At 37.8% G+C, this 24,956-nt stretch carries 24 protein-coding genes; 3 read left to right on the plus strand and 21 right to left on the minus strand.

Annotation, left to right across the window (positions count from 1 at the left end; all coding sequences use genetic code 11):
- Positions 1–21 precede the first annotated feature (21 nt).
- The 5 genes from OSO01_RS01395 to OSO01_RS01415 all read right to left on the minus strand — a co-directional run bounded on the left by OSO01_RS01395 (position 22) and on the right by OSO01_RS01415 (position 4,257).
- Positions 22–615: an XTP/dITP diphosphatase gene (locus OSO01_RS01395; RefSeq protein ID WP_147207938.1), complete on the minus strand. Its 594-nt coding sequence runs from the start codon at positions 613–615 to the stop codon at positions 22–24.
- Positions 616–636: 21 nt separating this feature from the next.
- On the minus strand, positions 637–1,383 hold the full coding sequence (rph, locus tag OSO01_RS01400; RefSeq protein ID WP_147207939.1) for a ribonuclease PH: 747 nt from the start codon (positions 1,381–1,383) through the stop codon (positions 637–639).
- 183 nt (positions 1,384–1,566) lie between these two features.
- Positions 1,567–2,625: a GerMN domain-containing protein gene (locus OSO01_RS01405; RefSeq protein WP_147207940.1), complete on the minus strand. Its 1,059-nt coding sequence runs from the start codon at positions 2,623–2,625 to the stop codon at positions 1,567–1,569.
- A 374-nt stretch (positions 2,626–2,999) separates the two neighbouring features.
- On the minus strand, positions 3,000–3,815 hold the full coding sequence (gene racE, locus OSO01_RS01410; RefSeq protein WP_147207941.1) for a glutamate racemase: 816 nt from the start codon (positions 3,813–3,815) through the stop codon (positions 3,000–3,002).
- A 25-nt stretch (positions 3,816–3,840) separates the two neighbouring features.
- Entirely contained in the window at positions 3,841–4,257 is a 417-nt protein-coding gene (locus tag OSO01_RS01415; protein WP_186813517.1) for a MarR family winged helix-turn-helix transcriptional regulator, read from the minus strand.
- A gap of 493 nt (positions 4,258–4,750) precedes the next feature.
- On the opposite strand from OSO01_RS01415, the gene OSO01_RS01420 reads away from it, so the two are divergent.
- Positions 4,751–4,975, plus strand: a complete 225-nt coding sequence (locus OSO01_RS01420) for a helix-turn-helix domain-containing protein (protein WP_040981732.1) — start codon at positions 4,751–4,753, stop codon at positions 4,973–4,975.
- 484 nt (positions 4,976–5,459) lie between these two features.
- Here OSO01_RS01420 and OSO01_RS01425 read toward each other — a convergent pair whose 3' ends face one another.
- The 4 genes from OSO01_RS01425 to OSO01_RS01440 all read right to left on the minus strand — a co-directional run bounded on the left by OSO01_RS01425 (position 5,460) and on the right by OSO01_RS01440 (position 9,224).
- The gene (locus OSO01_RS01425; protein WP_147207942.1) at positions 5,460–5,900 is read right to left on the minus strand and encodes an acyl-CoA thioesterase; all 441 of its coding nucleotides are present in this window, start codon (positions 5,898–5,900) and stop codon (positions 5,460–5,462) included.
- 136 nt (positions 5,901–6,036) lie between these two features.
- The gene (sdhB, locus tag OSO01_RS01430) at positions 6,037–6,801 is read right to left on the minus strand and encodes a succinate dehydrogenase iron-sulfur subunit (protein ID WP_147207943.1); all 765 of its coding nucleotides are present in this window, start codon (positions 6,799–6,801) and stop codon (positions 6,037–6,039) included.
- 15 nt (positions 6,802–6,816) lie between these two features.
- Entirely contained in the window at positions 6,817–8,568 is a 1,752-nt protein-coding gene (sdhA, locus tag OSO01_RS01435; RefSeq protein WP_147207944.1) for a succinate dehydrogenase flavoprotein subunit, read from the minus strand.
- A 35-nt stretch (positions 8,569–8,603) separates the two neighbouring features.
- Positions 8,604–9,224 carry a succinate dehydrogenase cytochrome b558 subunit gene (locus tag OSO01_RS01440; RefSeq protein WP_147207945.1) on the minus strand — a complete coding sequence of 207 codons (621 nt, stop codon included), beginning with the start codon at positions 9,222–9,224 and terminating at the stop codon, positions 8,604–8,606.
- Positions 9,225–9,706: 482 nt separating this feature from the next.
- Here OSO01_RS01440 and OSO01_RS01445 point away from each other — a divergent pair, with 482 nt between their 5' ends.
- Complete coding sequence (locus tag OSO01_RS01445; RefSeq protein ID WP_147207946.1) at positions 9,707–10,159, plus strand: DUF2507 domain-containing protein; 453 nt, start codon at positions 9,707–9,709, stop codon at positions 10,157–10,159.
- An 81-nt stretch (positions 10,160–10,240) separates the two neighbouring features.
- Here the strand turns inward: OSO01_RS01445 and uvrC are convergent, their stop codons facing one another.
- The 12 genes from uvrC to zapA all read right to left on the minus strand — a co-directional run bounded on the left by uvrC (position 10,241) and on the right by zapA (position 23,900).
- A complete protein-coding gene (uvrC, locus tag OSO01_RS01450; RefSeq protein WP_147207947.1) occupies positions 10,241–12,049 on the minus strand; it encodes an excinuclease ABC subunit UvrC in 1,809 nt (602 codons plus the stop codon).
- Between the two features lie 141 nt (positions 12,050–12,190).
- Entirely contained in the window at positions 12,191–12,505 is a 315-nt protein-coding gene (trxA, locus tag OSO01_RS01455) for a thioredoxin (protein ID WP_147207948.1), read from the minus strand.
- 181 nt (positions 12,506–12,686) lie between these two features.
- Complete coding sequence (locus OSO01_RS01460) at positions 12,687–13,661, minus strand: electron transfer flavoprotein subunit alpha/FixB family protein (protein WP_147207949.1); 975 nt, start codon at positions 13,659–13,661, stop codon at positions 12,687–12,689.
- Positions 13,662–13,885: 224 nt separating this feature from the next.
- Positions 13,886–14,659 (minus strand): electron transfer flavoprotein subunit beta/FixA family protein, encoded by a 774-nt coding sequence (locus tag OSO01_RS01465; protein WP_147207950.1) that lies wholly within the window; start codon positions 14,657–14,659, stop codon positions 13,886–13,888.
- Positions 14,660–14,686: 27 nt separating this feature from the next.
- Positions 14,687–15,460: an enoyl-CoA hydratase gene (locus tag OSO01_RS01470; RefSeq protein WP_147207951.1), complete on the minus strand. Its 774-nt coding sequence runs from the start codon at positions 15,458–15,460 to the stop codon at positions 14,687–14,689.
- Between the two features lie 29 nt (positions 15,461–15,489).
- The gene (gene fadR / locus OSO01_RS01475) at positions 15,490–16,074 is read right to left on the minus strand and encodes a fatty acid metabolism transcriptional regulator FadR (protein WP_147207952.1); all 585 of its coding nucleotides are present in this window, start codon (positions 16,072–16,074) and stop codon (positions 15,490–15,492) included.
- Between the two features lie 148 nt (positions 16,075–16,222).
- The gene (locus tag OSO01_RS01480) at positions 16,223–17,926 is read right to left on the minus strand and encodes a long-chain-fatty-acid--CoA ligase (RefSeq protein ID WP_147207953.1); all 1,704 of its coding nucleotides are present in this window, start codon (positions 17,924–17,926) and stop codon (positions 16,223–16,225) included.
- Positions 17,927–18,097: 171 nt separating this feature from the next.
- Entirely contained in the window at positions 18,098–18,508 is a 411-nt protein-coding gene (locus tag OSO01_RS01485) for a DUF350 domain-containing protein (RefSeq protein ID WP_147207954.1), read from the minus strand.
- 119 nt (positions 18,509–18,627) lie between these two features.
- Positions 18,628–20,973 (minus strand): endonuclease MutS2, encoded by a 2,346-nt coding sequence (locus tag OSO01_RS01490; RefSeq protein ID WP_147207955.1) that lies wholly within the window; start codon positions 20,971–20,973, stop codon positions 18,628–18,630.
- A gap of 151 nt (positions 20,974–21,124) precedes the next feature.
- Positions 21,125–22,837 (minus strand): DNA polymerase/3'-5' exonuclease PolX, encoded by a 1,713-nt coding sequence (polX, locus tag OSO01_RS01495; RefSeq protein ID WP_147207956.1) that lies wholly within the window; start codon positions 22,835–22,837, stop codon positions 21,125–21,127.
- Between the two features lie 245 nt (positions 22,838–23,082).
- Complete coding sequence (locus OSO01_RS01500) at positions 23,083–23,634, minus strand: CvpA family protein (RefSeq protein WP_147207957.1); 552 nt, start codon at positions 23,632–23,634, stop codon at positions 23,083–23,085.
- Between the two features lie 5 nt (positions 23,635–23,639).
- On the minus strand, positions 23,640–23,900 hold the full coding sequence (gene zapA, locus OSO01_RS01505; protein ID WP_147207958.1) for a cell division protein ZapA: 261 nt from the start codon (positions 23,898–23,900) through the stop codon (positions 23,640–23,642).
- A 129-nt stretch (positions 23,901–24,029) separates the two neighbouring features.
- Here zapA and rnhC point away from each other — a divergent pair, with 129 nt between their 5' ends.
- A complete protein-coding gene (rnhC, locus tag OSO01_RS01510; protein ID WP_147207959.1) occupies positions 24,030–24,947 on the plus strand; it encodes a ribonuclease HIII in 918 nt (305 codons plus the stop codon).
- Positions 24,948–24,956: the final 9 nt, after the last annotated feature.

A 24,956-nucleotide genomic window follows, 5' to 3' on the forward strand; every position in this document is an offset into this window, starting at 1 on the left:
ACCCCTCCTCAATATATTTATTTATAGCAAGTGTATTCTTTTTTCCAATTGCTTCATCGCCTGTTTCCGGTGGCTTATTTGATTTTTTTCAGATGGATCAAGCTGGGCCATTGTTTCTGTATATCCTTTTGGTATAAAAATAGGATCATAGCCAAAACCGTTCTCTCCACACTGTTCCGTTTTAATATGTCCTTCGCAATAACCCGTTACAAATATTGTCTCTTCATCAGGACGGGCGATCGCCAAAACACATACGAAGCGGGCACTCCGTTCTTCTAAAGGTATCTGTTTCATTTCCTCCAGAACTTTATCTATATTTGCTTGATCATTTGTCGGCTCCCCTGCATATCGCGCAGAATAAATACCCGGTCTTCCCTCCAGGCTATCGATTATCAGGCCCGAATCGTCTGCAAGCACCGGCTGTTGAAATCGGCTTGAAATCTCTTCTGCTTTTAAAGCTGCATTTTCTACGAAGCTTTCTCCTGTTTCTTCAATATCAGGAACTTCCTCTTCTAAATCAAGCAGGGAAACAGCCTCTATTTTGTAAGGGGCAAAAAATGCTTTGAATTCCTTTGCCTTCCCTTTATTTTTGGTCGCAATAATAACCTTCTTCATGGTGTCCATCCCCCAATGAAATTATTCTTGATTAACTAAATCTGCGATAGAGCCAAGTATTTGTTTCTGCTGATTGATTAACTCCTGGATACCTTGTTCGCCCAAGGTCAGCATTGCTTGTAATTGCTGCACGCTGAAAGTAGCTTCTTCTCCTGTTCCCTGAAGCTCTACAAATTCACCTTGTCCAGTCATGACAATATTCATATCTACATTTGCTGTACTGTCTTCCTGATAATTCAAATCGAGTACTTCTTGTCCGTCAGGTAATACACCAACAGAAATAGCAGCCAAGAAATCTCTTACTGGAAGTTCCTTAAGTACTTTCTTTTCTACAAGCTGATGAAGTGCAATTACCATAGCTACATATGCACCCGTGATAGAAGCCGTTCTAGTGCCTCCATCTGCTTGAATAACATCGCAATCGATCCAAATTGTCCGTTCTCCAATTTTTGAAAGATCGACGACAGAACGTAATGCACGTCCAATCAGGCGCTGGATTTCCATCGTTCTTCCGCTTACTTTCCCTTTTGAAGACTCACGGATATTCCGCTGTTCTGTTGCCCGCGGCAGCATTGCATATTCTGCAGTGATCCATCCTTTCCCCTGCCCTCTCATAAATGGTGGCACTCTATCTTCAATACTCGCATTACAAATAACCTTTGTCTGACCCATCTCAATTAATACAGAGCCTTCCGGATGCGTAATATAATCGGGTGTTATTTGAATGGACCGCAGTTCATTTTGTTTTCTATTATCATGTCTTCCCATTTTTCTTCCTCCTTATTTCACATTACATAGCTTATCATATTTTCTAAAAAAGAAACATGAGGAAGGTGGAAGATGCAGTGAAAAATCAATCTCATAACGGGATTTTGTCAGCAAACAAAAAAAGAGCATCTAAAGAGTGGTTAAACACACTCTTCAGGTGCTCTGTACAATATTTTCATATCATTATAATTCTTCGCTTGGAGTGAAAAATTGTGCAGATACCGGTTCAGAATACGGCTCTCCATTTTCATTGAATACTTCATCCACATTTTCAACCTGGACATTTACTGCATCTACATTCGGCTGCGCTGTCAAGGTTCTCACTATTGTCTCCATTACTTCATCAGAGATTACATGCTGTTCCTGATCCATCAGGATGCCCTCATTGAAAATCAAATTAGCTACTCCTTCTTCTACAACTGGTTCTGCGGCTAATGCTGCTTCCGGATTAAATACATTGAGAACATTGTTTTGATAACCTGGGCCCTCTATCAGTTCATTAACAATACCTGCTAAATCATTTTCATCATCCATCGTTACATATTGTGTTACAGGAACATAATAACGGTTATTTTCTTTTTCTACTGGATAAAACATAGTGACAGGATTGCTGCTGAAATAATCTAATGTATCATTGTTTATCAGATTAATTCCATTTGCCCGTGTATATCCATTATTGAGCGGCGTACCGTTAACAGGCATTTCTGCTAAGTCCTCACCTTCTACCCGGAGCTTGACTTTGTGAACATTATCAAATTGCGTTAAGGTATACGTAACGGCTTCTATAATTGGAAGCTCAGAGGATGCTTCATATTCCGAAAACTCTCCAGATAAGTCAACAACAATCGTTCCATCCTCCTGTAGATCCAAACCAAGTACTTCTGTATCTTCTGGAAGTACGGCCTGGAAGCCGTTCGGCAGCATTGGTGTTATTGGACCGCCTTTAACCAGATATTCAATAACCTGCTGCGCCACTTGATTAGCTTCAGGAACTGGAAGTTCAACAGTCTGAGAAGCAACCATACCATTCGAATCAATTAAATACAGCTCTCTTGAAACAGTATCCTCCACTTCATCAGGGGTAGCTGCAGCATCTTCCCCATCCACTGTCTCTTCACCATTTACTGCTTCTGCATTTTGTGGAGGATCTACCTCTTTTGATGACTGCTCTCCATTAAAGCATCCTGCCAGTAAGACTAATATTCCAAAAGCTCCTATTAATTGGATTAACTTTTTACTCATGCAACTACCTCCCAAGATGGTTTGTACTATTATTTATACGAGCCCATCTTTAGAAATAGACCATGAATTCGATAGTTTCTAAAACAAAACTTGATTTAAAAGATTTACTTTTTGAGTATTGAATCCTAGTTTGAGTTAATCAAAAGATCAGGGGACCATTTTCTCCTAAACAGATTATATTTCTTCCAAATGAGACAAGAATAATTGCGGATACACAAAAAACAAACTTTCCACATGATCCATAACCCGTGCATTGTTTAAATCGAATTTACCAGTCAAAGCTGCTTTCTTACATAAAGTTTTTATCCATATAAAAAACACTTGTACAATGCTGAGAAAATAAACTTTTCAACCATCGTACAGGTGCTCTATCTCTAAATATTTTGTAAGTCAGCATGCTTAATCGTAAGAACTTCAAAATTACTATCCTTAAATATTTTTTCGGTGATTTCAATAAAAATATCCAAATCTCCAGTGGCATAAAATTGGTGCGGAGGCATGTGGTCATCATGATTTGCAATTTGATGAATGTCCAATGTTGTACTCGTTTCCCTTGCTGTCTCTTCACTCGAAGAAATAACGATAATCTTCTTACCGACAACCTCCTGAATGGTATCCTTTAACAAAGGATAATGCGTGCAGCCTAAAATTAGTGTATCCATCTTATCATGCTCTAAAATTGGTGCTAAGGCATTTTCTACTACTTGTTTGGCTTCTGGTCCATCTAATACCCCTTTTTCTACCATCGGCACAAATGAAGGGCAAGCTAAAGAAATAACTTCAATATCGGATTTAATTTTACGAAGTGCATAGCTATATGCACCGCTCCGTACAGTTCCCTCTGTTCCAATAACCCCGATATAGTTATTCTCAGTTGACTTAATTGCAGCCCTCGCACCAGGCTTAATAACGCCAATAACAGGGATATCCAATTCCTTTTGTAAGTCCTTTATTGTAAATGCCGTTGCTGTATTACAGGCAATCACGAGCATTTTTATATTTTTCCCAAGTAAAAAGCGGACCATTTCCCAAGTAAATTGTTTTACTTCTTCTTCTGTTCTTGGTCCATATGGGCATCTCGCTGTATCTCCTAAGTAAATAAGCGGTTCTTTAGGAAGCTGTCTCATTAATTCATGAACGACAGTCAACCCGCCCACTCCAGAATCAATTACACCAATTGGCTGTTTCAAAATTCTCTCTCCCTTTTTTCCTTCTCTACTTTTCATTCACCTGTTTCATCTCATCATGCAGGAAGCTTAATAATTCATTTAAGGTTTCTTTCTGCTCATCCGAGAATTGAGATAAAACGTCTCGTAAGTATTCTTGCCGTTTTTGGATTACTTCTTCAATAATGTGCTTTCCTTTTTCCAGAAGATGAATTCGCACAACACGACGATCATTCGTATCGCGAACACGCTCAACCAGTTCATTCTTCTCTAAACGATCGACTAAATCTGTGGTAGTACTAAATGCATGGCTAATACGGTTAGATAATTCACCAACTGTCAGATCCCCTTCTTCCAGCAGCCATTGTAAAGCAATAAACTGTGGTGAGGTAATCGGATAGTGATGTAAAATTTTCCGGCCGTTTTGTTTAATCATACCAGAAATATATCTTAATTTTTTTTCCATTTTATTAACTGCTTCTACTTCTTGGTTTTTTTCCAATATGGTACCCCCTAAAATTAAAAAATCCACTAAAATTTTTAACAATAATTTATGTAGCGATTGTTATGAGGCATTTAACATCTGCTTGTAATCCATAGTAAACTAAAAAACGGTTCTTGAAAACTTTTTTAGGGAAAAGCCTTCAAATGTTATTGCATTGAAGCAATATTTCAAAATTTATTAGGAAATCTTAGCCAGGGTAAAATCTCAAATATCTTGTTTTCCGAGAAGTAAAAATGCAGGCTGATGAACTTTTCACATGATACATTGACTTCTACACTTATCACATGATGTGGGAGATTTTAAAAGGCTTCTCTTCCAAATATGTTATTCCAGCCAAAATTTTGAATGTCCTTTTCAAAATGTACGCACTCTTTTGTTTCAGCCTTCATAAGCTATATCGACTAAATAATTTCCCTTCATGATGCAGTTCTATAAAGCAAGGAGGGGGTAACATTTGAAGGATAATGGGTATAAACCGAAGCAGCTACTGACCAAACGCGAGAAAGAAGTGTTTGAACTATTGGTACAAGATAAAACAACAAAAGAGATTGCCCAAGAGCTATTCATCTCAGAAAAAACTGTGAGAAACCACATTTCAAACGCGATGCAAAAATTAGGGGTAAAGGGCCGTTCACAGGCTGTTGTCGAATTGCTTCGTATGGGTGAATTAAAGCTGTAATCAAACGAAAAAGAGAGAGCGATAAACAGGATATTGTTCGAGATCAAAAATACATTTATTTCTTCTTTTATTTAAATTTTGTTTTGAACTCAATACAATGCTTACGTTTATTGCTGGTATTTCGAGGCATCTGCGCTTACCATTCAAACGTATTCTTTATCATCATTCCTTACAGGGAGAATGGAAACTATATGAAGGTGCTGTTTAAGTCTGAGCTTTGGAAAGGGGAGCTCAGACTTTTTTATTTACTTTGCCTATTATAAAAAAGACATCTCGGGGATGTCTTTTAAAATTGAAACAGAAAGAAATGTTAATTCCTGAGATCAAACGATATACAAATGGAACGCAGGAAATATACGTAGATTCCTTTAGAAAGCGAAGTATATTTCTGAGATGGATATCCGCACAATTTATGTTCAGAAATCGCTAGATTAAAACACTTTTGTCTCAGACTTTTTCTTTATAAATCAATGATTCTGCACGGCTACCTTGAAAGTAACTTTTGCTTCATTTCATCCGACAATTTCTTTGGAGCTTTCTTCTGAGTATCAATATAAACCAGCCTGCCCCTTGCTGTCATAACAACTTCTTCTTTTTTTACAACTTTATAATGAATATCAAAAGAGGTAGTGCCAACAGATGCTGTTTTAACATAAACTTGAATATCGTCTCCAAAATAAAGCTCCTTCAGATAATTACACTGTAAATCAGCGACAATTACTCCGTCAGTCTGCCGCATATCCTTTGATAAAAATCCTAAGTTGTTTAAATAGGCGATACGTGCTTCTTCAAAATAAATAAATGGAGAAACATTATTTACATGACCATACATATCTGTTTCAGAAAATCGGACAGATACCGGCACATAAAAAGAAAAACCTTCTTCCCAGGTTGTAAAATCTTCAATATAAGAGATACGGCTCATACATAATCACCTCCCTTGTATATATTTTATACACGTCGTCCACCGATATTTCAAAGCGCTTTCATTGCTTGTTTAAGAAAAACCCTGACCAGATGAATGGCTAGGGTTTTCTATTGTTGTTAATCTTCATTTTGTATTAAAGTGCTGTGTCACTTCCAAAGAAGTTTTTGAAAGCCTGGATGTTTGTAGCGCGGTTCATTGCTGCGATAGAAGTTGTCAAAGGGATACCTTTTGGACAAACCTGTACACAGTTTTGAGAGTTCCCACAGCCGTCAATTCCTCCAGCTTCCATTAAACCGTTTAGACGCTCACTGGCATTCATTTCTCCAGTTGGATGAGCGTTAAATAAACGTGCCTGCGAAATAGCAGCAGGGCCAATGAAATTCGAGCTGTCATTTACATTCGGACAAGCTTCCAGGCAAACGCCGCATGTCATACATTTAGATAATTCATATGCCCATTGACGTTTATTCTCCGGCATTCTTGGCCCAGGTCCTAAATCGTACGTTCCATCAATCGGAATCCATGCTTTCACCTGTTTTAATGCATCAAACATGCGTTCACGGTCTACGATAAGATCACGGACAATCGGGAATGTAGACATTGGCTCTAAACGGATTGGCTGCTCCAGCTGATCAACCAATGCTGCACAGGACTGTCTTGCCGTTCCATTAATAACCATGGAGCAGGCGCCACAAACCTCCTCTAAGCAGTTCATATCCCACATGACCGGGGTAGTTTGCTCTCCTTTACTATTTACAGGATTTTTTCGGATTTCCATTAAAGCAGAAATAACATTCATATTCTGCCTGTAAGGAATCTCAAATGTTTCCTCATAAGGAGCAGCATCCGGGCCGTCTTGTCTAGTTATTATAAAGGTAACTTTACTTTGTTCAGCCATTTCATTTACTCCTTTCTAATGTTTGGTTGTATAATCTCGTTTTCGAGGTGGAATCAAGGAAACATCCACTTCTTCATAGCTAAATACCGGCTCATTATTTTTGGCATCATATTCAGCAATGGTTGTTTTCAGCCAGTCCTCATCATTACGCTCTGGAAACTCTGGTTTATAATGTGCTCCTCGGCTTTCATTACGATTGTATGCACCAATTGTAATCACACGCGCTAATTGAAGCATATGCTTTAATTGACGGGTAAACATAACTCCCTGATTGCTCCAGCGGGATGTATCATTAATATTGATATTTTCCCAGCGTTCCATCAATTCAACAATTTTCTTATCTGTTTTTAACAGTTTTTCATTTTCACGAACAACTGTTACGTTATCTGTCATCCATTCTCCAAGTTCTTTATGGATTTGATATGCATTTTCAGTTCCCTGCATATTCATAAGCTTATCAAAATCATTCTGTTCTGCTTCTTCACGAGATTGATAGAGTTCATCTGGAAGCTCCTCCACATGTTCATCCAAACCTTCAATATATTCAATAGCATTAGGTCCGGCCACCATACCGCCATAGATTGCAGATAACAAAGAATTCGCGCCTAAACGATTTCCACCATGCTGAGAATAGTCACATTCGCCAGCAGCAAAAATTCCAGGGATACTTGTCATCTGTTTTTCATCAACCCATAAACCGCCCATAGAATAGTGAACAGCAGGGAATATTTTCATTGGAACCTTACGAGGATCCTCCCCGACAAATTTCTCATAAATCTCAATAATACCTCCAAGCTTAATATCCAGCTCTTTCGCATCTTTATGAGATAAATCAAGATAAACCATGTTTTCTCCATTGATACCCAGTTTTTGATTTACACAGACATCAAAAATTTCACGGGTTGCGATATCCCGTGGCACAAGATTTCCATATGCCGGATATTTCTCTTCTAAAAAGTACCAAGGCTCTCCATCTTTATACGTCCAGACACGCCCGCCTTCCCCACGCGCTGATTCACTCATTAATCGCAGTTTATCATCTCCGGGAATAGCTGTCGGATGAATTTGAATAAATTCTCCATTTGCATATTTTGCCCCCTGCAAATAGAGCTTACTTGCTGCAGAACCTGTATTAATCATAGAGTTGGTAGATTTACCAAAGATGATTCCAGGTCCTCCTGTCGCAAAAATTGTTGCATCTGAACGAAATGCTTTAATTTCATGTGTTTTTACATTTTGAGCCACAATCCCTTTACCAACACCGTTATCGTCAATAACAGCTTCAAGGAATTCCCAGCCCTCAAACTTAGTTACAAGTCCTTCAACCTCATAGCGGCGGACCTGCTCATCTAATGCATATAATAATTGCTGCCCTGTTGTCGCTCCTGCATATGCAGTACGGTGCATCTGAGTACCGCCAAAACGTCGGAAATCTAATAATCCTTCCGGTGTACGGTTAAACATAACTCCCATACGGTCAAACATATGTATAATACCGGGTGCAGCATCACACATTGCTTTTACCTGCGGTTGATTGGCGAGAAAATCTCCCCCATAAACTGTATCGTCAAAATGCAGATCAGGAGAATCTCCTTCTCCTTTTGTATTAACAGCTCCATTTATACCGCCTTGTGCACATACAGAGTGAGAGCGTTTTACTGGAACAATAGAAAATAAGTCTACACTGACGCCCGCTTCAGCAGCTTTGATGGTAGCCATTAAACCGGCTAAACCGCCGCCGACAACGGCAACTTTTTGATTACTCATTCGTTAGCTCACTCCTTCTTTCATTTCATTACCTTTTAAATACCATATGCGAATGCAAGTAATGATCTTATACCTAAATAACCGACTGCTAAGAATACAATCAGACACACATACGTGGAAATGCGCTGTGATTTTGGTGTTTGTGTAATTCCCCATGTTACCAGGAAGCTCCATAATCCATTTGCGAAATGGAATACAGCCGAAAGTACTCCGACCACATAGAACCAAAACATCGGTGTACTGGACAGAATGCCTTCCATAAGGCTATAGTTTACATCTACATTTCCTAAACCAACCTGAACTCTTGTTTCAAATACGTGCCATGCAATGAAGATAACAAGTACAATACCAGTAAACCGCTGTAATGCGAACATCCAGTTACGGAAAAAACCATAACGGCGTGTGCTGTATCTAGATGTAAAAACAATATAAACACCCAGAATTGCATGGAACAAGATAGGTAGATAGATTACCAGTGTCTCCAATACCAATACAAATGGTAATTGATGCATAATACCAGCTGCCGCATTAAACGCTTCTTCCCCATACACAGCAAGATGATTGATGAAAAGATGTTGTACCAGGAAAATACCAATCGGCACAACTCCCAGTAGCGAATGTAGTCTTCTAAAGAAGAACTCGCGCTGCTCTGCCATGTTTACCCCCCTTTAAAACTTAATACCTTAATATATGTATACTATAAAAAATAAAGCGCTTTACAAGAAAGCAAAAAAATGATTTTTTACAGTACAGCCAATAACATCTATTATTGTACTTCTTACAGGGTAAAGCGTCAAGAATTCCCAACCACCTTCTTAAAGAAAGCAAAGCACTATCAATCGAAATAACATTAATAACAAAAACATAATCACGATATCGCTGCTGCTAAAGGAAAAAATACTATTTTTTATACAGGAATGAAATGAAAGATACATGATTCCTAGAAAAAGATTTAGAAAAAGCACAGGTAATGTTATTATAATAGAGGTAATTAAGTTCACTTGTGACTAAACGAGAGGATAGTCTATCAAACATCCTCAAAAAATATTAAAAATTTTAGTATCAATACTTGCTAATTAATAGACGGCAATAGATAATAACCTTAGACATTTAACATGAACGAGACGTGTAGGAAAGGATGAAAGTGGTGCCAAAGTACGACGGTAATCAAAAATTAGATGTAAATGAATTAGAAAAATTACATAGCGATGGTGCGGGATATGATATTTTACGCTATATTGGCTTACCAGAGCTGTTTGGAGAAGAAAAAGAAACACTGCTTTATTTTTTAGGAAGGAATTTAGCTCGCAAATTCGAATTTAGCAGTCTGGAAGATTTAAGTTTATTTTTTGAAAAAATGGGTTTGGGATCATTAGATCTCGTAAAAGATAAGAAGAAAGTAAAAACATTTTATCTTTTGTCCGATGCTATTGTAACTAAACTAAACTCAAAGATTGAAACCGATTTTCGATTAGAAGCTGGAATAATAGCAGAAGTGCTTCAACAATTAGAAGGTGTGGACTGTGAATGCCTTGAATCTGTACACCACCGCCTGAAGCAAATTGAGTTTACAGTTTATATACAAGATTGACAGCTTTTTTTAAGTTATACTGAAAGATGCGCCTGTGGAACAGAATAACAAATTATTCAGCTTAAAAAACGATCGCGAAAATTATTCCTTTTCACGATCGTTTTTTTCTTTGTCATGTTCTTTTAAATGCCCGATAATTTCTGTGGCAATATTTTTTGGTATACCTATTTTACGCATCTCCTCTAAAGACGCATTTTTTATTTCTTCTATCGATTTAAAATGCGTTAATAGAAGTACACGGCGCTTTTCGCCAACACCGGGAATACGATCGAGCTCTGATTGAAACAATCCTTTTCCTCTTAATTGTCTGTGGAAAGTAATTGCGAAGCGATGGACCTCATCCTGTATTCGCTGTACTAAATAAAATGCCTGTGACTGACGCTGTAAAGGGATCACTTCAGGCGGATCACCATACAGCAATTCGCTTGTTTTATGACGGTCATCTTTAGCAAGACCGGCAAGTGGAATACTTAAACCAAGCTCGTTCTCTAATACATCTGTTGCTGCTGACATCTGCCCTTTTCCGCCATCTACAATAATTAAATCGGGCAAAGGAAGTTCCTCGCGCAATACTCTCGAATAACGGCGACGTATCACTTCCCGCATTGTATCATAATCATCCGGACCTTTAACATCTCTGATTTTGTATTTCCGATATTCCTTTTTATTTGGTTTTCCATCCTCGAAAACAATCATCGCTGATACAGGGTCTGCCCCCTGAATATTAGAATTATCAAACGCTTCAATCCGATGTGGAATCTCTATATTTAAGTATTTGCCTAAATCCTCTACCGCTTGAAATGTTCTTTCTTCATCACGCTCAATTAATTGGAATTTTTCATTCAAAGCAATTTTTGCATTTTCACAAGCTAATTCTACCATTTCTTTTTTGCGCCCGCGAAGCGGTGTATGAACATTTATTTCTAATAATTTTTCCAGTATTTCATCATCGATACCGATTGGAACAAGTACCTGCTTTGGTTTTAAATGATTTTCATGTAAGTAAAATCTTGCGATAAAGCTAATTATCGTTTCTGCTGCATCATCGTAAAACGGAAATACACTGACATCACGTTCAATTAATTTTCCTTGCCGAATAAAAAAGACCTGTACACACATCCAGCCCTTATCATAACTGTATCCAAAAACATCTCTGTTTATCAGATCGTTTGCAGTCATTTTTTGCTGCTCCATGGTCGCATCAATGTATTGAATCGTATCTCTAAGTTCTTTTGCTCTTTCAAAATTTAATACTTCGCTTGCTTCTGTCATTTCTTTTGTCAAACGGTTACGAATATCTTTAAATCCGCCATGTAAAAAGGAAGTTATCTCTTGGACGATTTCTTGATAAACCTCTTTAGGAGGCGGATTTTTACCGCAGGCTAAGCATTGTCCCATATGATAATAAAGACATGGTCTCCCAGGAGGGTTATTACACTTCCTAAGCGGATATATCCGGTCAAGAAGCTTTTTTGTTTCTCTTGCTGCTATAACGTTAGGGTAAGGGCCAAAATATTTCCCTTTGTCTTTTTTTAGCTGTCTTGTGACAATTAACCGCGGATGCCGTTCTGATGTAATTTTTAAATATGGATATGATTTATCATCCTTCAGCATTACATTATATTTAGGATCATATTTTTTTATTAAATTCATTTCTAAAATAAGAGCTTCTATTTCTGAGGATGTAACCATATATTCAAAATCGGCAATCTCTTGTACTAAACGCTGTGTTTTCCGGTCATTTGCTCCACGAAAATAGGAGCGTACACGATTTCTGAGTTTTTTAGATTTCCCTACATAAATAATCGTTCCATGCCTGTCCTTCATCAGATAACAGCCGGGCTGCATTGGAAGAATAGACAGTTTTTTTTCAATTGCTTCATTATTCATATATTACCAGCCCTTTATGCATCAGAAAATCCCTTCTCATCTGTTTGATGACAAAGGGATTCTCTTTTTTCTAATAAATAACAAAAGATTTTGTTCTGCCATCATATTTTATTATGACAGCAAAACGAAGACTTTACTATATTAGGCATGTTTATTAATTAAATCAGTTAATGCCTCTTTAGGTTGGAAACCAATAACTTGGTCTACAACTTCACCGTCTTTAAATAAAAGAAGTGTCGGGATACTCATCACACCAAATTTCCCTGCTGTTTCCTGGTTTTCATCAACATCTAATTTGACGATTTGTACTTTTTCTTCCATTTCTCCATCAATTTCTTCTAGAACAGGAGCAATCATTTTACAAGGTCCGCACCATGGTGCCCAAAAATCTGCAAGAACAAGACCTTCTGCTGTCTCTTCCGTAAAGTTTTGGTCCGTTACATTTTTAATTGCCATTATTTTACCTCCTTAAAACATCATACAGCTTATAATAAGCTTAGTATGAGTATATCACCGTATAAGTATACTTCCTAATAGTTTGCTCGACATATATATAATAAGCTTTAAAAGGCCTGTGGTGCGTTACTTTTCACAGGCCTTTATCCATTCTTGAACTGAAATAGCAATGTCCAGCTAATTATGCTTTTACTTTTTTAATTTCTTCAATAAGCAGCGGAATCACTTCAAATAAATCGCCTACAATACCATAATCAGCAACATTAAAGATATTTGATTCAGGGTCTTTATTAATAGCAACAATTACTTTTGAGTTAGACATTCCTGCTAAATGCTGAATAGCACCAGAAATACCTACAGCAATATATAAATCAGGGGTCACTACTTTTCCAGTCTGCCCAATTTGCAGCGCATAATCACAATAGTCTGCATCACAAGCTCCGCGGGAAGCCCCCACAGCGCCGCCCAGCACTTCCGCAAGCTCATACAGCGGCTTAAATCCGTCTGCACTTTTTACTCCGCGTCCGCCTGCTACTATCACGTTTGCTTCTGAAAGATCCACACCTTCAGATGCTTTACGTACAACTTCTTTAACAATCGTACGTAAATCTTTAATATCTACATCCTTGGCTGTTACATCACCGGACCTTGATGTATCCTTTTCAAGTGCAGGTATATTATTGGGCCGGATAGTTACAAATGTGAAATCATCTTCAAATGCTTTTTTCTCAAATGCTTTTCCAGAATAAATTGGCCGGATATAAACTGCATCGTCTCCATCTTTTTCAATGTCTACAACATCTGAGATTAGTCCTGCAGATAAGCGGCTAGCAATTTTTGGTGTTAAATCCTTTCCAATTGAAGTGTGCCCCATAACAATCCCGTTTGGAGATAACTCATCAATAATCTCTAAAATTGCCTGTCCATATCCTTCTGATGTATATTCTTTCAAATTTTCGTGTGTGACAGTTATGACACTATCAGCTCCATGAGCAATAAATTCTTCACCTGCGCTTGTCAAATCATTGTCACTGAGCAGCACTCCTACGATTTCAGCATCAGCACTAATTTGTTTTGCTGCTGCAATTGCCTCGAAGGAAACATTTCTTATATCATTATCTCTTACTTCACCAATCACTAGTAACTTGTCACTCATTGTTATTATCCCCTTTCACTATCAGCTGCATTAAATTACGTGTTCAAAAAGTTCGATGAAAAGGACCAAGAAGTTCAAGGCGACGAGCTTTTTCCAAACGGAGCGTATGTTTTTAAATACGTGAGTAACGCTTTTGGTGGGACGAGTAATCGCAGTCCCATTGGAAAAAATCGTCAACGTAGAAATTCGCAGTGTCATTTTTATTGGACTTTTTGAACATCCTGTTAAAGTACTTTTTTGTCATTTTTCAACAAGGACACAAGCTCCTTCACCTGATCCGCTATTTCTCCTTCTAACACCTTACCGGCTTCTTTTTCCGGCGGCAGATAAATATCAATTGTTTTTGTTTTAGCTTCCACATCATCTTCGTCCAGGTCTAAATCGTCAATTTCCAATTCTTCAAGTGGTTTTTTCTTCGCTTTCATAATTCCCGGCAAAGACGGATAGCGTGGATCATTTAAACCCTGCTGGCACGTAACTAATAAAGGCAGACTTGTTTCAATAACCTCCACGTCACCCTCTACATCCTTTTCAATCGATACTGCAGCGCCATCTATGGACAAACTGGTTATGGTTGTAACATAAGGTATACCCAAAAGCTCTGCAAGTCTTGGGCCAACCTGACCGCTTGCTTCATCAATAGCAACATTTCCCGCTAAAATTAAATCAGCATCCTTACCTTCAAAATAAGCCTCTAAAATTTTCGCAGTAGTAAATTGGTCTCCATCTTCTAGATCTTCTTCTGTGTTAATAAGAACGGCTTTGTCTGCTCCCATCGCAAGTGCTGTTCGGAGCTGTTTTTCAGAATCTTCGTCTCCAATAGTAACTACAGTTATTTCACCGTCATGGGCGTCTCTTTGTACAATTGCTTCTTCTATTGCATATTCATCGTAAGGATTAATGATAAATTCTGCACCATCATCTTCAATTCTGCCACCTTGAACAGTAATTTTTTCTTCTGTATCAAATGTTTTCTTTAATAATACATAAATATTCATTCTTTTTTCCTCCTAACAAACTAGAATCTATTTATCTTGAAAGTTAGCTGCTCTTTTTTCTATAAAAGCGCTTACACCTTCTTTAGCATCATCAGAGCCAAAAATCTCACCAAACAAACTGGCTTCCTTTTTAACTCCTTCTTTAAATTGGCTCGTATTTGCATACGGAATCAGCTTCATAATCCGGTTAATTCCCGGCTTGCTTTTTGCAGCAATCTTTCCGGCTAATTTACGAACCGCTTCTTCAAGCTCTCCTTCTTCAAATGTCCGGTTAACCAATCCCCACTCCTCAGCCTGCTTTCCGGAAATGGGTTCTCCAGTTAAAATCATTTCGTATGCTCTCGCATTTCCTACATAACGCGGTAACCGCTGCGTTCCTGCAAATCCAGGAATAATCCCTAAATTCATTTCTGGGAGACCTATTTTTGCATTAGCTGTTGCATACCTTATATGACAAGCCATAGCAAGTTCCAGTCCTCCACCTAACGCGGCCCCATGTATAGATGCAATGACCGGAAGCGGAAAATGCTCTATCTTGCTAAAAATATCCTGGCCATTCTTTGCTAAAGTTTCATACTCAGACGCTTCTTGAAGAGAGGTGAATTCTTTAATATCTGCCCCTGCTGAGAAAAACTTGCCTTCCCCTTGCAAGACTATCACTTTCGCTTCATCACCTTTTTCAATCTGTGTTAACAGCTCATCCAGCTTCGCAATAATTTTTGAAGATAACGCATTTGCAGGAGGGCTTTTAATCGTTAAATAAGCAACCTTCTCTGCAGTTTTTAAATCAATAATGGACAAGACTACCACTCCTTTTTTGTTTTAACCGCTTATTTAGAAGCTAAAGCACTGACCAGCATTCTGTGGATTTCTGGTACCATGTCAACAAGAGTATATTTCTGTTCCTTCATAACCCAATTTGTCACAATCTCATCTAGCGTTCCGAAGATCATTTGCCTTACTAAAGGCATATTAAGATCTTCTTTAAATTGATGCTGATCAATTCCTTTTTGGATAATACCATCAATCACTTTTAAATAAGGCTTCAGAACTTGATTAATTTGCAGTCTTAGAGAAATGTTTGATTGCCTCAACTCCAGCTGTGTTACGATTGCTAAATAATAATCAGAAGACAACTGCCTGAAATGCATTTCAATCAATGTATATAATTGATCTGAAGCGGAATCACTGCCTTCAATCGCTTTAGCTATCCGTTCAATAAATTCTCCCATTTTTTCTTCAAATAGTGATACAAGAATATGCTCCTTGTTTTTAAAATATAAATAAATTGTACCGTCAGCAACATTCGCTTCCTTGGCTATTTTTGAAACTTGTGATCCGTGGTAACCATTCTCAGCAATTACTTTCACAGCGGCTTCAATAATTTGATGATATTTTGGCTTTTGGTTATTCATAATTTTCTCCTTGATTGTATATTAAAAAATGAGTGAATAGTCATTCATATTTTTAATATACAATCCTTGCAGTTTAATGTCAATGAAAAACTGGTTTATCTTATCATATTTTAAAACATCCTCTAAAAAGAAAAAAAGAGCACGAGGCTCAAACAGATGTTGCTTCTTGTTTCTGTTTCTCTTCGTCTACCAGTTTTCTTCTTAAGATTTTTCCAACTGCTGTTTTCGGTAACTCATCACGAAATTCATAAATTCTTGGTACTTTATAGCTTGCCAGATGTTCTCTTGCATACTCATTTAATTCTTCTTCCGTTAAGCTTGTGCCCTCTTTCAGGACGATATATGCCTTTACAGTCTCACCTCTGTATGCATCTGGTATTCCTGCCACTACAGTTTCCTGAATAGCCTCATGTTCATATAATACTTCTTCAATTTCCCTTGGATAGATATTAAAGCCACCGGCGATAATCATATCCTTCTTCCTATCGACTACATAAAAATAGCCTCTTTCATCCACATAACCCAGATCACCGGTTAACAGCCAGCCATCCTTTAAGCTATTTGCTGTCTCATCTTCATTATTCCAGTATCCTTTCATGATTTGCGGACCTTTCACAGCAATTTCTCCTATTTCTCCCATTGGAAGCTCTTCTAAGCCGTCACTACTCATTTGAACAATTTTTGCATCCGTATCCGGCCATGGAACACCGATACTGCCATTAATACGTTCCGCATATACAAAATTTGCATGTGTTACAGGAGAGGATTCAGTCAACCCATATCCTTCTACCAGCTTTCCTCCGGTAATTCTTTCAAAACGTTCCTGGATTTCAATAGGTAAAGGAGCTGAACCACTAATACATGCTTCGATAGAGGATAAATCATATTTCTCTATATCAGGGTGGTTTAAGAGACCGATATAGATAGTTGGAGCACCTGGAAAAAGATTTGGTTTTTGTTTATCAATTACCTTTAATAAATCACCTGCATCAAATTTTGGTATAAGAATAATTTTTGCTGCTTTTTTAATCGCAAAATTCATGACTGCTGTCATCCCATATACGTGAAAGAATGGAAGAATACCAACAACTGAATCTTGTTTGTCTTTTTTTGCACTTCCAGAAAGCCAGGTTTCACACATCTGTACGTTTGAGCTCAAATTATAATGAGTCAGCATAACTCCCTTTGGGTTCCCTGTTGTTCCGCCGGTATATTGCAGGAGAGCTAGATCTTCCATAGGATCAATGGATGATTCTAAATAGTCAGCAACGGATTGTTCCATTATTTTCTTCCATACATGTGTATCATTACCAGGTTCCACTTTGACAACCATATTATATTCCCGTTTCTGTATAAAAGGATAGATTACGTTTTTGGGAAATGGAAGATAGTCCTTGATACCTGTTACAATGACATGCTCTAATGGAGTATGATTACGAACACTATTCACACGTGGAAATAATATATCTAAACAAATAATTGCTCTGGCCTGTGAATCATTCATTTGAAAGATTAGTTCTCTTTCTTTATAAAGCGGGTTCGTGGGAACAGCGATAGCGCCTGCCATTAAAATACCATAGTAACTGATTACAGCCTGAGGTGTATTCGGTAAAAAAATAGCAACCCTGTCTCCTTTTCGAATACCAATAGATTGCAGGTAATTTGCTATTTTTTTCGATTCTTCATAAAGCTCTTTATATGTTATTTCTTTCCCCATAAAATAAAGCGCTTTCTTTTCTCCGTACTGATGAGCGGCATCGATTAAATATTGATACAGAGGGCACTTATCATACTCCATTGTTAACGGTATATCTTCGGGATAACGATCATGCCAAAGTCTTTTCTCCACCATTAAATCACTCCTCCTTTAGTATAGTATATACCTATTATAACGATTAATTTCTATTTTTGAAAATATTATCTAAATTTTAGAGAAATAAGTAGATAATTCCTACCACGAAAAAAATGATTCCTACTGCCATTAATATCTTTGCTAAACGTTCAAATACCAAAATTTCCACTCCTAACCTACTATACTGGCTCCAATAACATAAGCTAACCCTACTGAAATAACCATAGAGATAAACCCGACAGCCTTATTGCCATTACCAATTTCTTCATCAACTTTCATAAATGGGGTTAAAAATTCAAAGAACAGATACCCGGCTATTAATAAGATAAAACCAAATACGCCCCAGCCCATAGAAACTAATAATCGATCATTATGTTCAATAGAAAATCTGAAAATCATTGCTATACCAAATAGTTTACCGCCTGTAGCCATAGCAACGGCTATGTTTCCATTTTTAATTTCCTCCCAGTTTTTATAGGAAGTCACCAGCTCAAATATTGCTAAAAATAGTAGTGTTGATAAGATAAACACACTATATCTTGCTGCCGTTATTACTAAAATATTTTCCCAAAAGCCTTCCATTTTCTTCGCTCCTTCATTGGGAAAAAAGGGATCAATTGTAATGGTATGCTATCCATTCTCAATAATATATTGATTAATCCCTTTTTTCAACGTCCATTAACATTTAAATAAATTACCTCTTATTCAAAACGAATTATCGTAACACCGCTTCCGCCTTCTCCAGCTTCACCTGACCTGGAGCCTTTAATATGCGGATGCCGCTTAACGAATTCCTGAACCCCTTTTCGTAATGCGCCGGTTCCTTTGCCATGAATAATTGATGCCTGAGCATATCCAGCCAGTAATACATCGTCAACATACTTTTCCAGTTTGTGTATTGCGTCCTCATAACGCTCGCCGCGCAGGTCTAATTCTGTTTTTACGTGCTGATTACTCCCTCTTACAGTAGCCACTGGTTCCGCCTGTTTCTTTTTCTTCTTCTTAACAAGCTCTAAATCAGATCTTTTCACCTTTACCTTCATAATGCCGACCTGCACCATGTATTCCTTATCATTAACTTTACTGACAACCTCGCCAAGCTGATTCACCGTAAGAAGTTTAATTTCATCTCCTGGCTTTAACTCGCTCTCTTCCTGCTTCTTTTCAAGAGATACAGCTGGTTTTTCTTTGCTCAGGTTGGGCATTGCTTCATCAAGCATTTTTCTGGCTTCTATCCATTCATGCTCTTTCATTCCGGATTGGTTTTTCATATTCCGCATCATCTGAACAATTTCTTCTGCTTCTTGACGCGCTTTAAGCAATGCTTTTTCTGCTTTTTCCTCTGTTCTTTCATAAATTTGTTGTTTGCGATCTTCCCACCTGATCATTGCTTTCTCCAGTTCAGCATGAAGTTTTTCGCTCTCTTCAAGGAGCTCATGGGCTTTTTCATAATCTCTTTCAGCCTCTGTATGGGATTGTTCTAAAGAAGCAATCATATTTTCCACCTGATGTGAATCTACTCCAATCAGCTGCTTGGCATGATTAATCATTGTCTCATCAAGGCCGAGCCGTTTTGAAATCTCAAATGCATTACTGCGCCCCGGAACTCCTATTAGTAATCGATAGGTAGGTCTTAAGGTTTCTATATTAAACTCAACGGAAGCATTGACAACTTGTTTCCGGTTGAATCCATAAGCTTTTAACTCCGGGTAGTGCGTTGTAGCAATGACACTTGCATTCTTTGAAAGAACTTCATCAAGAATGGACATCGCTAAAGCAGCCCCTTCTTGAGGATCTGTACCTGAACCCAATTCATCAAATAAAACAAGTGACTGATCTGTTACATGTTTCATAATTTCTACAATATTAGTCATATGTGATGAAAAAGTACTTAAGTTCTGTTCAATGGACTGTTCATCACCAATATCAGCAAAAACCTCATCAAATACCGGCATTTCACAGCCATCCAGCGCCGGCACCTGCAACCCTGATTGAGCCATCAATGTACAGAGACCAATCATTTTTAATGTTACTGTTTTTCCGCCTGTGTTTGGTCCAGTAATAACAATAGCCTGGAAGTCTTCTCCCATTTCAATATCATTAGCAACAACCTGATCTTCCGGGATATATGGATGTCTTGCCTGTTGCATCTTTATATAACCATTTATATTCATCTTAGGCCTTACAGCATGCATTTTTTGTGCAAGTTTTCCCCGGGCACTTATAAAATCAATTTGCGAAAGCCAGTATACATTATTCAAAAGCTCCTGTTCATAGGAAGCAATATGGCCGCTCAGCTCTTTTAAAATACGGTCTATTTCCTGCTTTTCTTTAGAAAATAAATCCTGTAATTTATTATTCATATCTACGATTGCTTTAGGCTCCATAAATAACGTCTGTCCCGATGATGACTGATCATGAACAATACCGCCAATAGCACCGCGATATTCTTGTTTTACCGGTAAAACATAACGGTCATTCCGAATGGTGATAATAGCATCTGAAAGCATTTTGCTGTTAGAGCGTGTATAACTTTCCAGCTTGCTCCGCACACTGCTCTCGTAAGTGCGAATGGAGCTGCGGATGGAACGCAAAGCTGAAGAAGCTCCGTCCATAATATGACCATGATCATCAATACAGCTATTAATATGCTGCTCTAAATCACGAATTGCAATAATATTTGATGCAGCAGATTGAAGAATTGGTATTTCTAAATCCTCCACCTGCTCCAAAAAGCTTTTTGCTTGCCGGCCGCCATACAAAGTATCACCAATGCGCAAAACCTCATCTGCAGCCAAAATACTGCCTATTGCACTTCGCTTCACGCTGGGACGTATATCCGATATACCCCCTAAAGGGATCACCTTATTCAGCCGGAAAATTTGTACTGCTTCATCTGTCTGTGCTTGTAATTCCTCCACTTCTTCCAGCGAGGAATTAGGGCGTATCTTAGATGCTAAATCCTTTCCGATAGAGGTTTCAGCTTGATCACACACCATTTCAGCAAGGCGATGAAATTCTAGCGTTTTTAATACGCGTTCATTCATTTTAAAACCCTCTTTTATTAAAAATTATTTTTATATTAGTAAGATAAGTTTGTTGCTATTTTGTTTCCTTATTATATTTATATAATTAATTTCACCCATAAATTTTAGTGGTAGCCCATTAAAAGAAAATACAATTTCATTTATAAAATTTTCATTTTCCCCGGTTAAAAAATGTGATTAGTTCTTCTTTTGACCATGTGTTGATAACAGTAGATGGTTTAATCCATCCTTTGCGGGCCGTTGCTACGCCATATTTCATATGCTCAAGCATTTGATAATTATGTGCGTCAGTATCAATAACCAGTTTAACGCCTGCTTCCTGTGCTTTTTTAGCCCATTCGTGGGATAAATCCAAACGATTTGGATTAGCGTTGATTTCTAAAGCCGTATTTGTTTCTTTCGCTTTTTCAATCAACTTCTTTAAATTCACTCTATACCCATCTCTTCTGCCAATAAGTCTTCCTGTCGGGTGAGCAATAATGGATACGTATGGGTTTTCCAATGCATTATTTAACCTGTGCATAATATCTTCTTCTGATTGTTGAAAGCTGGAATGAATCGCACCAATAACAAAATCCATTTCTTTTAGAAAATCATCATCAAAATCCAGGCTTCCATCCGGCAAAATATCCATTTCCACACCGGAAAATATCTGGAAATCCGGATATTTTTCATTTAAAGCATTTATTTCTTCCCGCTGCTTCCGAAGCCGTTCTTCATTTAATCCGTTCGCTACCCGCAAATATTTAGAGTGATCTGTTATTGCCATATAGGAATAACCCATACTCTTCACTTTTTCAACCATTTCGTCCAAAGATTGCGCGCCGTCACTCCAGGTGGTGTGCATATGCAAATCTCCCTGAATATCAGAAAGCTGGATTAATTCCTGTTTATCTTTAAATATTTCTACTTCTCCCGTATTTTCACGAACCTCCGGAGGAATAAAGTGCAAACCGAAATGTTTGAAAAAAGATTCTTCAGTTTCAAATTGAAGTGTCTCCCCTGTTTCTTCTATCTCCACACCATATTCACTGATTTTTTCACCACGTGATTTTGCTAATTGCCGCATGGCCACATTATGGTCCTTTGAGCCAGTAAAATGGTGTAGAGTGGAAGCAAACTCCCCATCAGAAACCAGACGAAAATCAACATTAATATCATAAACCTCTTCCAAAGTGATAGATACCTTTGTATCTCCTTTAGCGATAACATTTTTGATGGAAGGAAATTTTATTAACGCTTCTTTTACTTCCTCTGCGTTGTCACTAGCAATGATAAAATCAAGATCTTTAACTGTCTCACGCATACGCCGGATGCTTCCCGCCTGAGAATAGCGGATAATACCAGTGATATCATTTAAGTAAGCTTCCACCTTTTCTGCGATCGGAAGCATAATTGCTACAGGAATTCGTTCTGGTCTCTTGCCAGCTTCCTCTATCGCTGTAACAATTTTCTCCACAGATTTTTTGCCAAATCCGGGTAAAGCCTCCACCTTTCCGGACAGACAAGCTTCTTTTAAAGTGTCAGCGTCCACCACGCCTAATTCTTGATAAAGCTTAGACAGTTTCTTTCCTCCAAGTCCAGGTAAGTCCAATAAGGGGACAAGCCCAGCAGGAACCTCTTTCTCCAATTGTTCCAGTGTTTCCGAATGACCTGCTTCAATAAATTCTGTAATTACTGCAGCAGTTCCTTTTCCAATGCCTTTCATCTTAGTAAAGTCATCTATTTCACTCAAGCTGCGGTCATCTGTCTCAATAGCCTGCGCAGCCTTTCGATAAGCACTTATTTTAAAAGGGTTTTCCCCCTTCAGCTCCATATAAACTGCTATTTTCTCCAGCAAACGAATAATATCTTTTTTATTCATATACTTTCCCCTATTCTGTCACCATTTACATAAACAAAACTTCCTTTTGTGGATTTTTCTTTATACACGGAAGGTTTGATAAGTTAATAAGGAGATGAAATACTTGTTTTCCCAATTTGTTTAAACATATTTCTTCAATCTGCCACATTGGAAATTACAGGCATTCCTATCGTAACAAAACTGACCCAAGCTAGTTTAGTCTGAGTCAGTTTTGCTTATTATCATCATGTTCATGGTCTGCTATTTTATTTAGTCAAAGATTCCGTCAAATTAAACCATAATTCAAAAATACGTTCTGAAAAATACGGTGTATGCTCAATGATCCGCATCGCCAGTGAAGATCCTTGAATCGCTTCCTGTACACCGCCAACCGGTGTTAGGGCCAGGATATATAAAATAATAAAGCTGATTAAATATAATTCAACAAAGCCAAGTGCAGCTCCTAAGATTTTGTTAACAAAGCTGATGATTGGTATCGCAGCTACAAAATCTAACATCGAAGCAATAATTTGCAAAATAAACTTCACTGCAAAGAAAATAATCGCAAAGGCGATAGCATTATAAAATGCGTTTTCTATAGGCAGGTTTTCCAAAAACGATGACCAGGCTCCTTCTCCTGAAAGATCCGGATAAGGAATATAAAGAGAAAGTCTTTCTCCGAATGGGCGGAAGTACATTACCGCAACAATAAAAGCAATAATAAAACCTGTTAAATGAAATAACTGAAGAATAAACCCTCTTTTTAACCCCATCATTATTCCAAATAACAGAAGAATAATTAAAATTAAGTTAATCATGTTTGTTAGTCCTCTTTCTTTCGTAGTGAACCTAAAAGTGTCGCATAGTCTTCTTTTAGTTTTAAATAATCGTTCATTGTATTTACAGCTGTTAATACTGCTAAACTGGCTGTATCTAATTGTTTATTTGCATCATGGATTTCATTCATTTTTTGATCGACTAAATTTGCCACTAATTGAACATGGCGTTCTGATTCTGTACCAATAATATGGTAGGTTCGATTATATATTTCAACAGTAACGCGTTTTTTCTCATTGTCTGTCATTTTTTGCTGCCTCCTGTGCAACGATGATTCTTTTATATATTAACATGAACTTTGCTTAAAAAGAAGTATTTCAAAATCCCGCTATTTTTGCTATAGTCTTAGGTATCTAATGATTGGAGGAATGAAGCTTTGGGCCAAGAAGTATTAACATTAGCTGCACCTAAAATAAAAGAAATGAAAAAGCATTATCACGCTTACTTAGAGAAAACACCCCAGGGAGCTGTCTTCCGGGCAAAAACACCTTATGCTGTTATCACAGCGTACCATTCCGGCAAAGTTCTTTTTCAAGGAAGTCAGCCAGAGAAGGAAAGCACCCAATGGAAGAGTAAATCTGCCATTACACAAGCAAAAAAAACAAAGCATTCCCCAAATATCGACACAGCTATTTTCCAAAAGAATCATATTGGTTCGGACGAGTCCGGTACTGGCGATTACTTTGGGCCGATTACTGTTGCTGCAGTTTTCGCAACAAAAGAGCAGCAATTCCAACTAAAACAGCTCGGAGTTGTAGACTCTAAAAATTTAAAGGACGATGTTATACAAGACATTGCGCAAGAAATCTTAAAGCTCCCTATTTCATATACAATTCTTAAATTAGGGAACGAAAAATATAATCATCTGCAAAATAAAGGCTGGTCTCAAGGAAAGATGAAAGCGATGCTGCATCATCACGCTATTGATAGATTGATCAAAAAACTTAATGGATCAGCTTACGGCGGAATAGTAATTGATCAGTTTTGTGAACCTGCTGTATATAAGCGTTACCTGCAATCGGAAGCATTAAAGCTTCATGAAAATACCACCTTTATTACCAAAGCAGAGAGTCATTCTATTAATGTTGCTGCAGCTTCTATTTTAGCAAGAGCCCGGTTTGTTACTGCTATGGATAAATTATCAGAAGAAGCCGGGATAATTTTGCCAAAGGGTGCCTCCAGTAAAGTAGATAAAGTGGCAGCAAATTATATAAGAACTCACGGCGAACAGCAGCTTGGACATGTAGCGAAACTTCATTTTGCCAACACAAACAAAGCAAAGAAATACTTATAAGAATGAGGT

Source organism: Oceanobacillus sojae, from assembly GCF_007991515.1.
Classification (GTDB): domain Bacteria; phylum Bacillota; class Bacilli; order Bacillales; family Amphibacillaceae; genus Oceanobacillus; species Oceanobacillus sojae.

Excerpts from the sequence above, each read along its gene's own strand:
- OSO01_RS01480 (WP_147207953.1), bottom strand. The coding sequence starts at position 17,926 with ATGGTGGAGAAAAGACTTTGGCATGATCGTTATCCCGAAGATATACCG.
- rph (WP_147207939.1), bottom strand. The coding sequence starts at position 1,383 with ATGGGAAGACATGATAATAGAAAACAAAATGAACTGCGGTCCATTCAA.
- trxA (WP_147207948.1), bottom strand. The coding sequence starts at position 12,505 with ATGGCAATTAAAAATGTAACGGACCAAAACTTTACGGAAGAGACAGCA.
- OSO01_RS01485 (WP_147207954.1), bottom strand. The coding sequence starts at position 18,508 with ATGGAAGGCTTTTGGGAAAATATTTTAGTAATAACGGCAGCAAGATAT.
- OSO01_RS01415 (WP_186813517.1), bottom strand. The coding sequence starts at position 4,257 with ATGGAAAAAAAATTAAGATATATTTCTGGTATGATTAAACAAAACGGC.
- polX (WP_147207956.1), bottom strand. The coding sequence starts at position 22,837 with ATGAATAAAAAAGATATTATTCGTTTGCTGGAGAAAATAGCAGTTTAT.
- OSO01_RS01425 (WP_147207942.1), bottom strand. The coding sequence starts at position 5,900 with ATGAGCCGTATCTCTTATATTGAAGATTTTACAACCTGGGAAGAAGGT.
- sdhA (WP_147207944.1), bottom strand. The coding sequence starts at position 8,568 with ATGAGTAATCAAAAAGTTGCCGTTGTCGGCGGCGGTTTAGCCGGTTTA.
- OSO01_RS01490 (WP_147207955.1), bottom strand. The coding sequence starts at position 20,973 with ATGAATGAACGCGTATTAAAAACGCTAGAATTTCATCGCCTTGCTGAA.
- fadR (WP_147207952.1), bottom strand. The coding sequence starts at position 16,074 with ATGAATAACCAAAAGCCAAAATATCATCAAATTATTGAAGCCGCTGTG.
- OSO01_RS01465 (WP_147207950.1), bottom strand. The coding sequence starts at position 14,659 with ATGAATATTTATGTATTATTAAAGAAAACATTTGATACAGAAGAAAAA.
- OSO01_RS01395 (WP_147207938.1), bottom strand. The coding sequence starts at position 615 with ATGAAGAAGGTTATTATTGCGACCAAAAATAAAGGGAAGGCAAAGGAA.
- zapA (WP_147207958.1), bottom strand. The coding sequence starts at position 23,900 with ATGACAGACAATGAGAAAAAACGCGTTACTGTTGAAATATATAATCGA.
- sdhB (WP_147207943.1), bottom strand. The coding sequence starts at position 6,801 with ATGGCTGAACAAAGTAAAGTTACCTTTATAATAACTAGACAAGACGGC.
- OSO01_RS01500 (WP_147207957.1), bottom strand. The coding sequence starts at position 23,634 with ATGATTAACTTAATTTTAATTATTCTTCTGTTATTTGGAATAATGATG.
- OSO01_RS01405 (WP_147207940.1), bottom strand. The coding sequence starts at position 2,625 with ATGAGTAAAAAGTTAATCCAATTAATAGGAGCTTTTGGAATATTAGTC.
- OSO01_RS01445 (WP_147207946.1), top strand. The coding sequence starts at position 9,707 with ATGAAAGTGGTGCCAAAGTACGACGGTAATCAAAAATTAGATGTAAAT.
- uvrC (WP_147207947.1), bottom strand. The coding sequence starts at position 12,049 with ATGAATAATGAAGCAATTGAAAAAAAACTGTCTATTCTTCCAATGCAG.
- OSO01_RS01460 (WP_147207949.1), bottom strand. The coding sequence starts at position 13,661 with ATGAGTGACAAGTTACTAGTGATTGGTGAAGTAAGAGATAATGATATA.
- OSO01_RS01440 (WP_147207945.1), bottom strand. The coding sequence starts at position 9,224 with ATGGCAGAGCAGCGCGAGTTCTTCTTTAGAAGACTACATTCGCTACTG.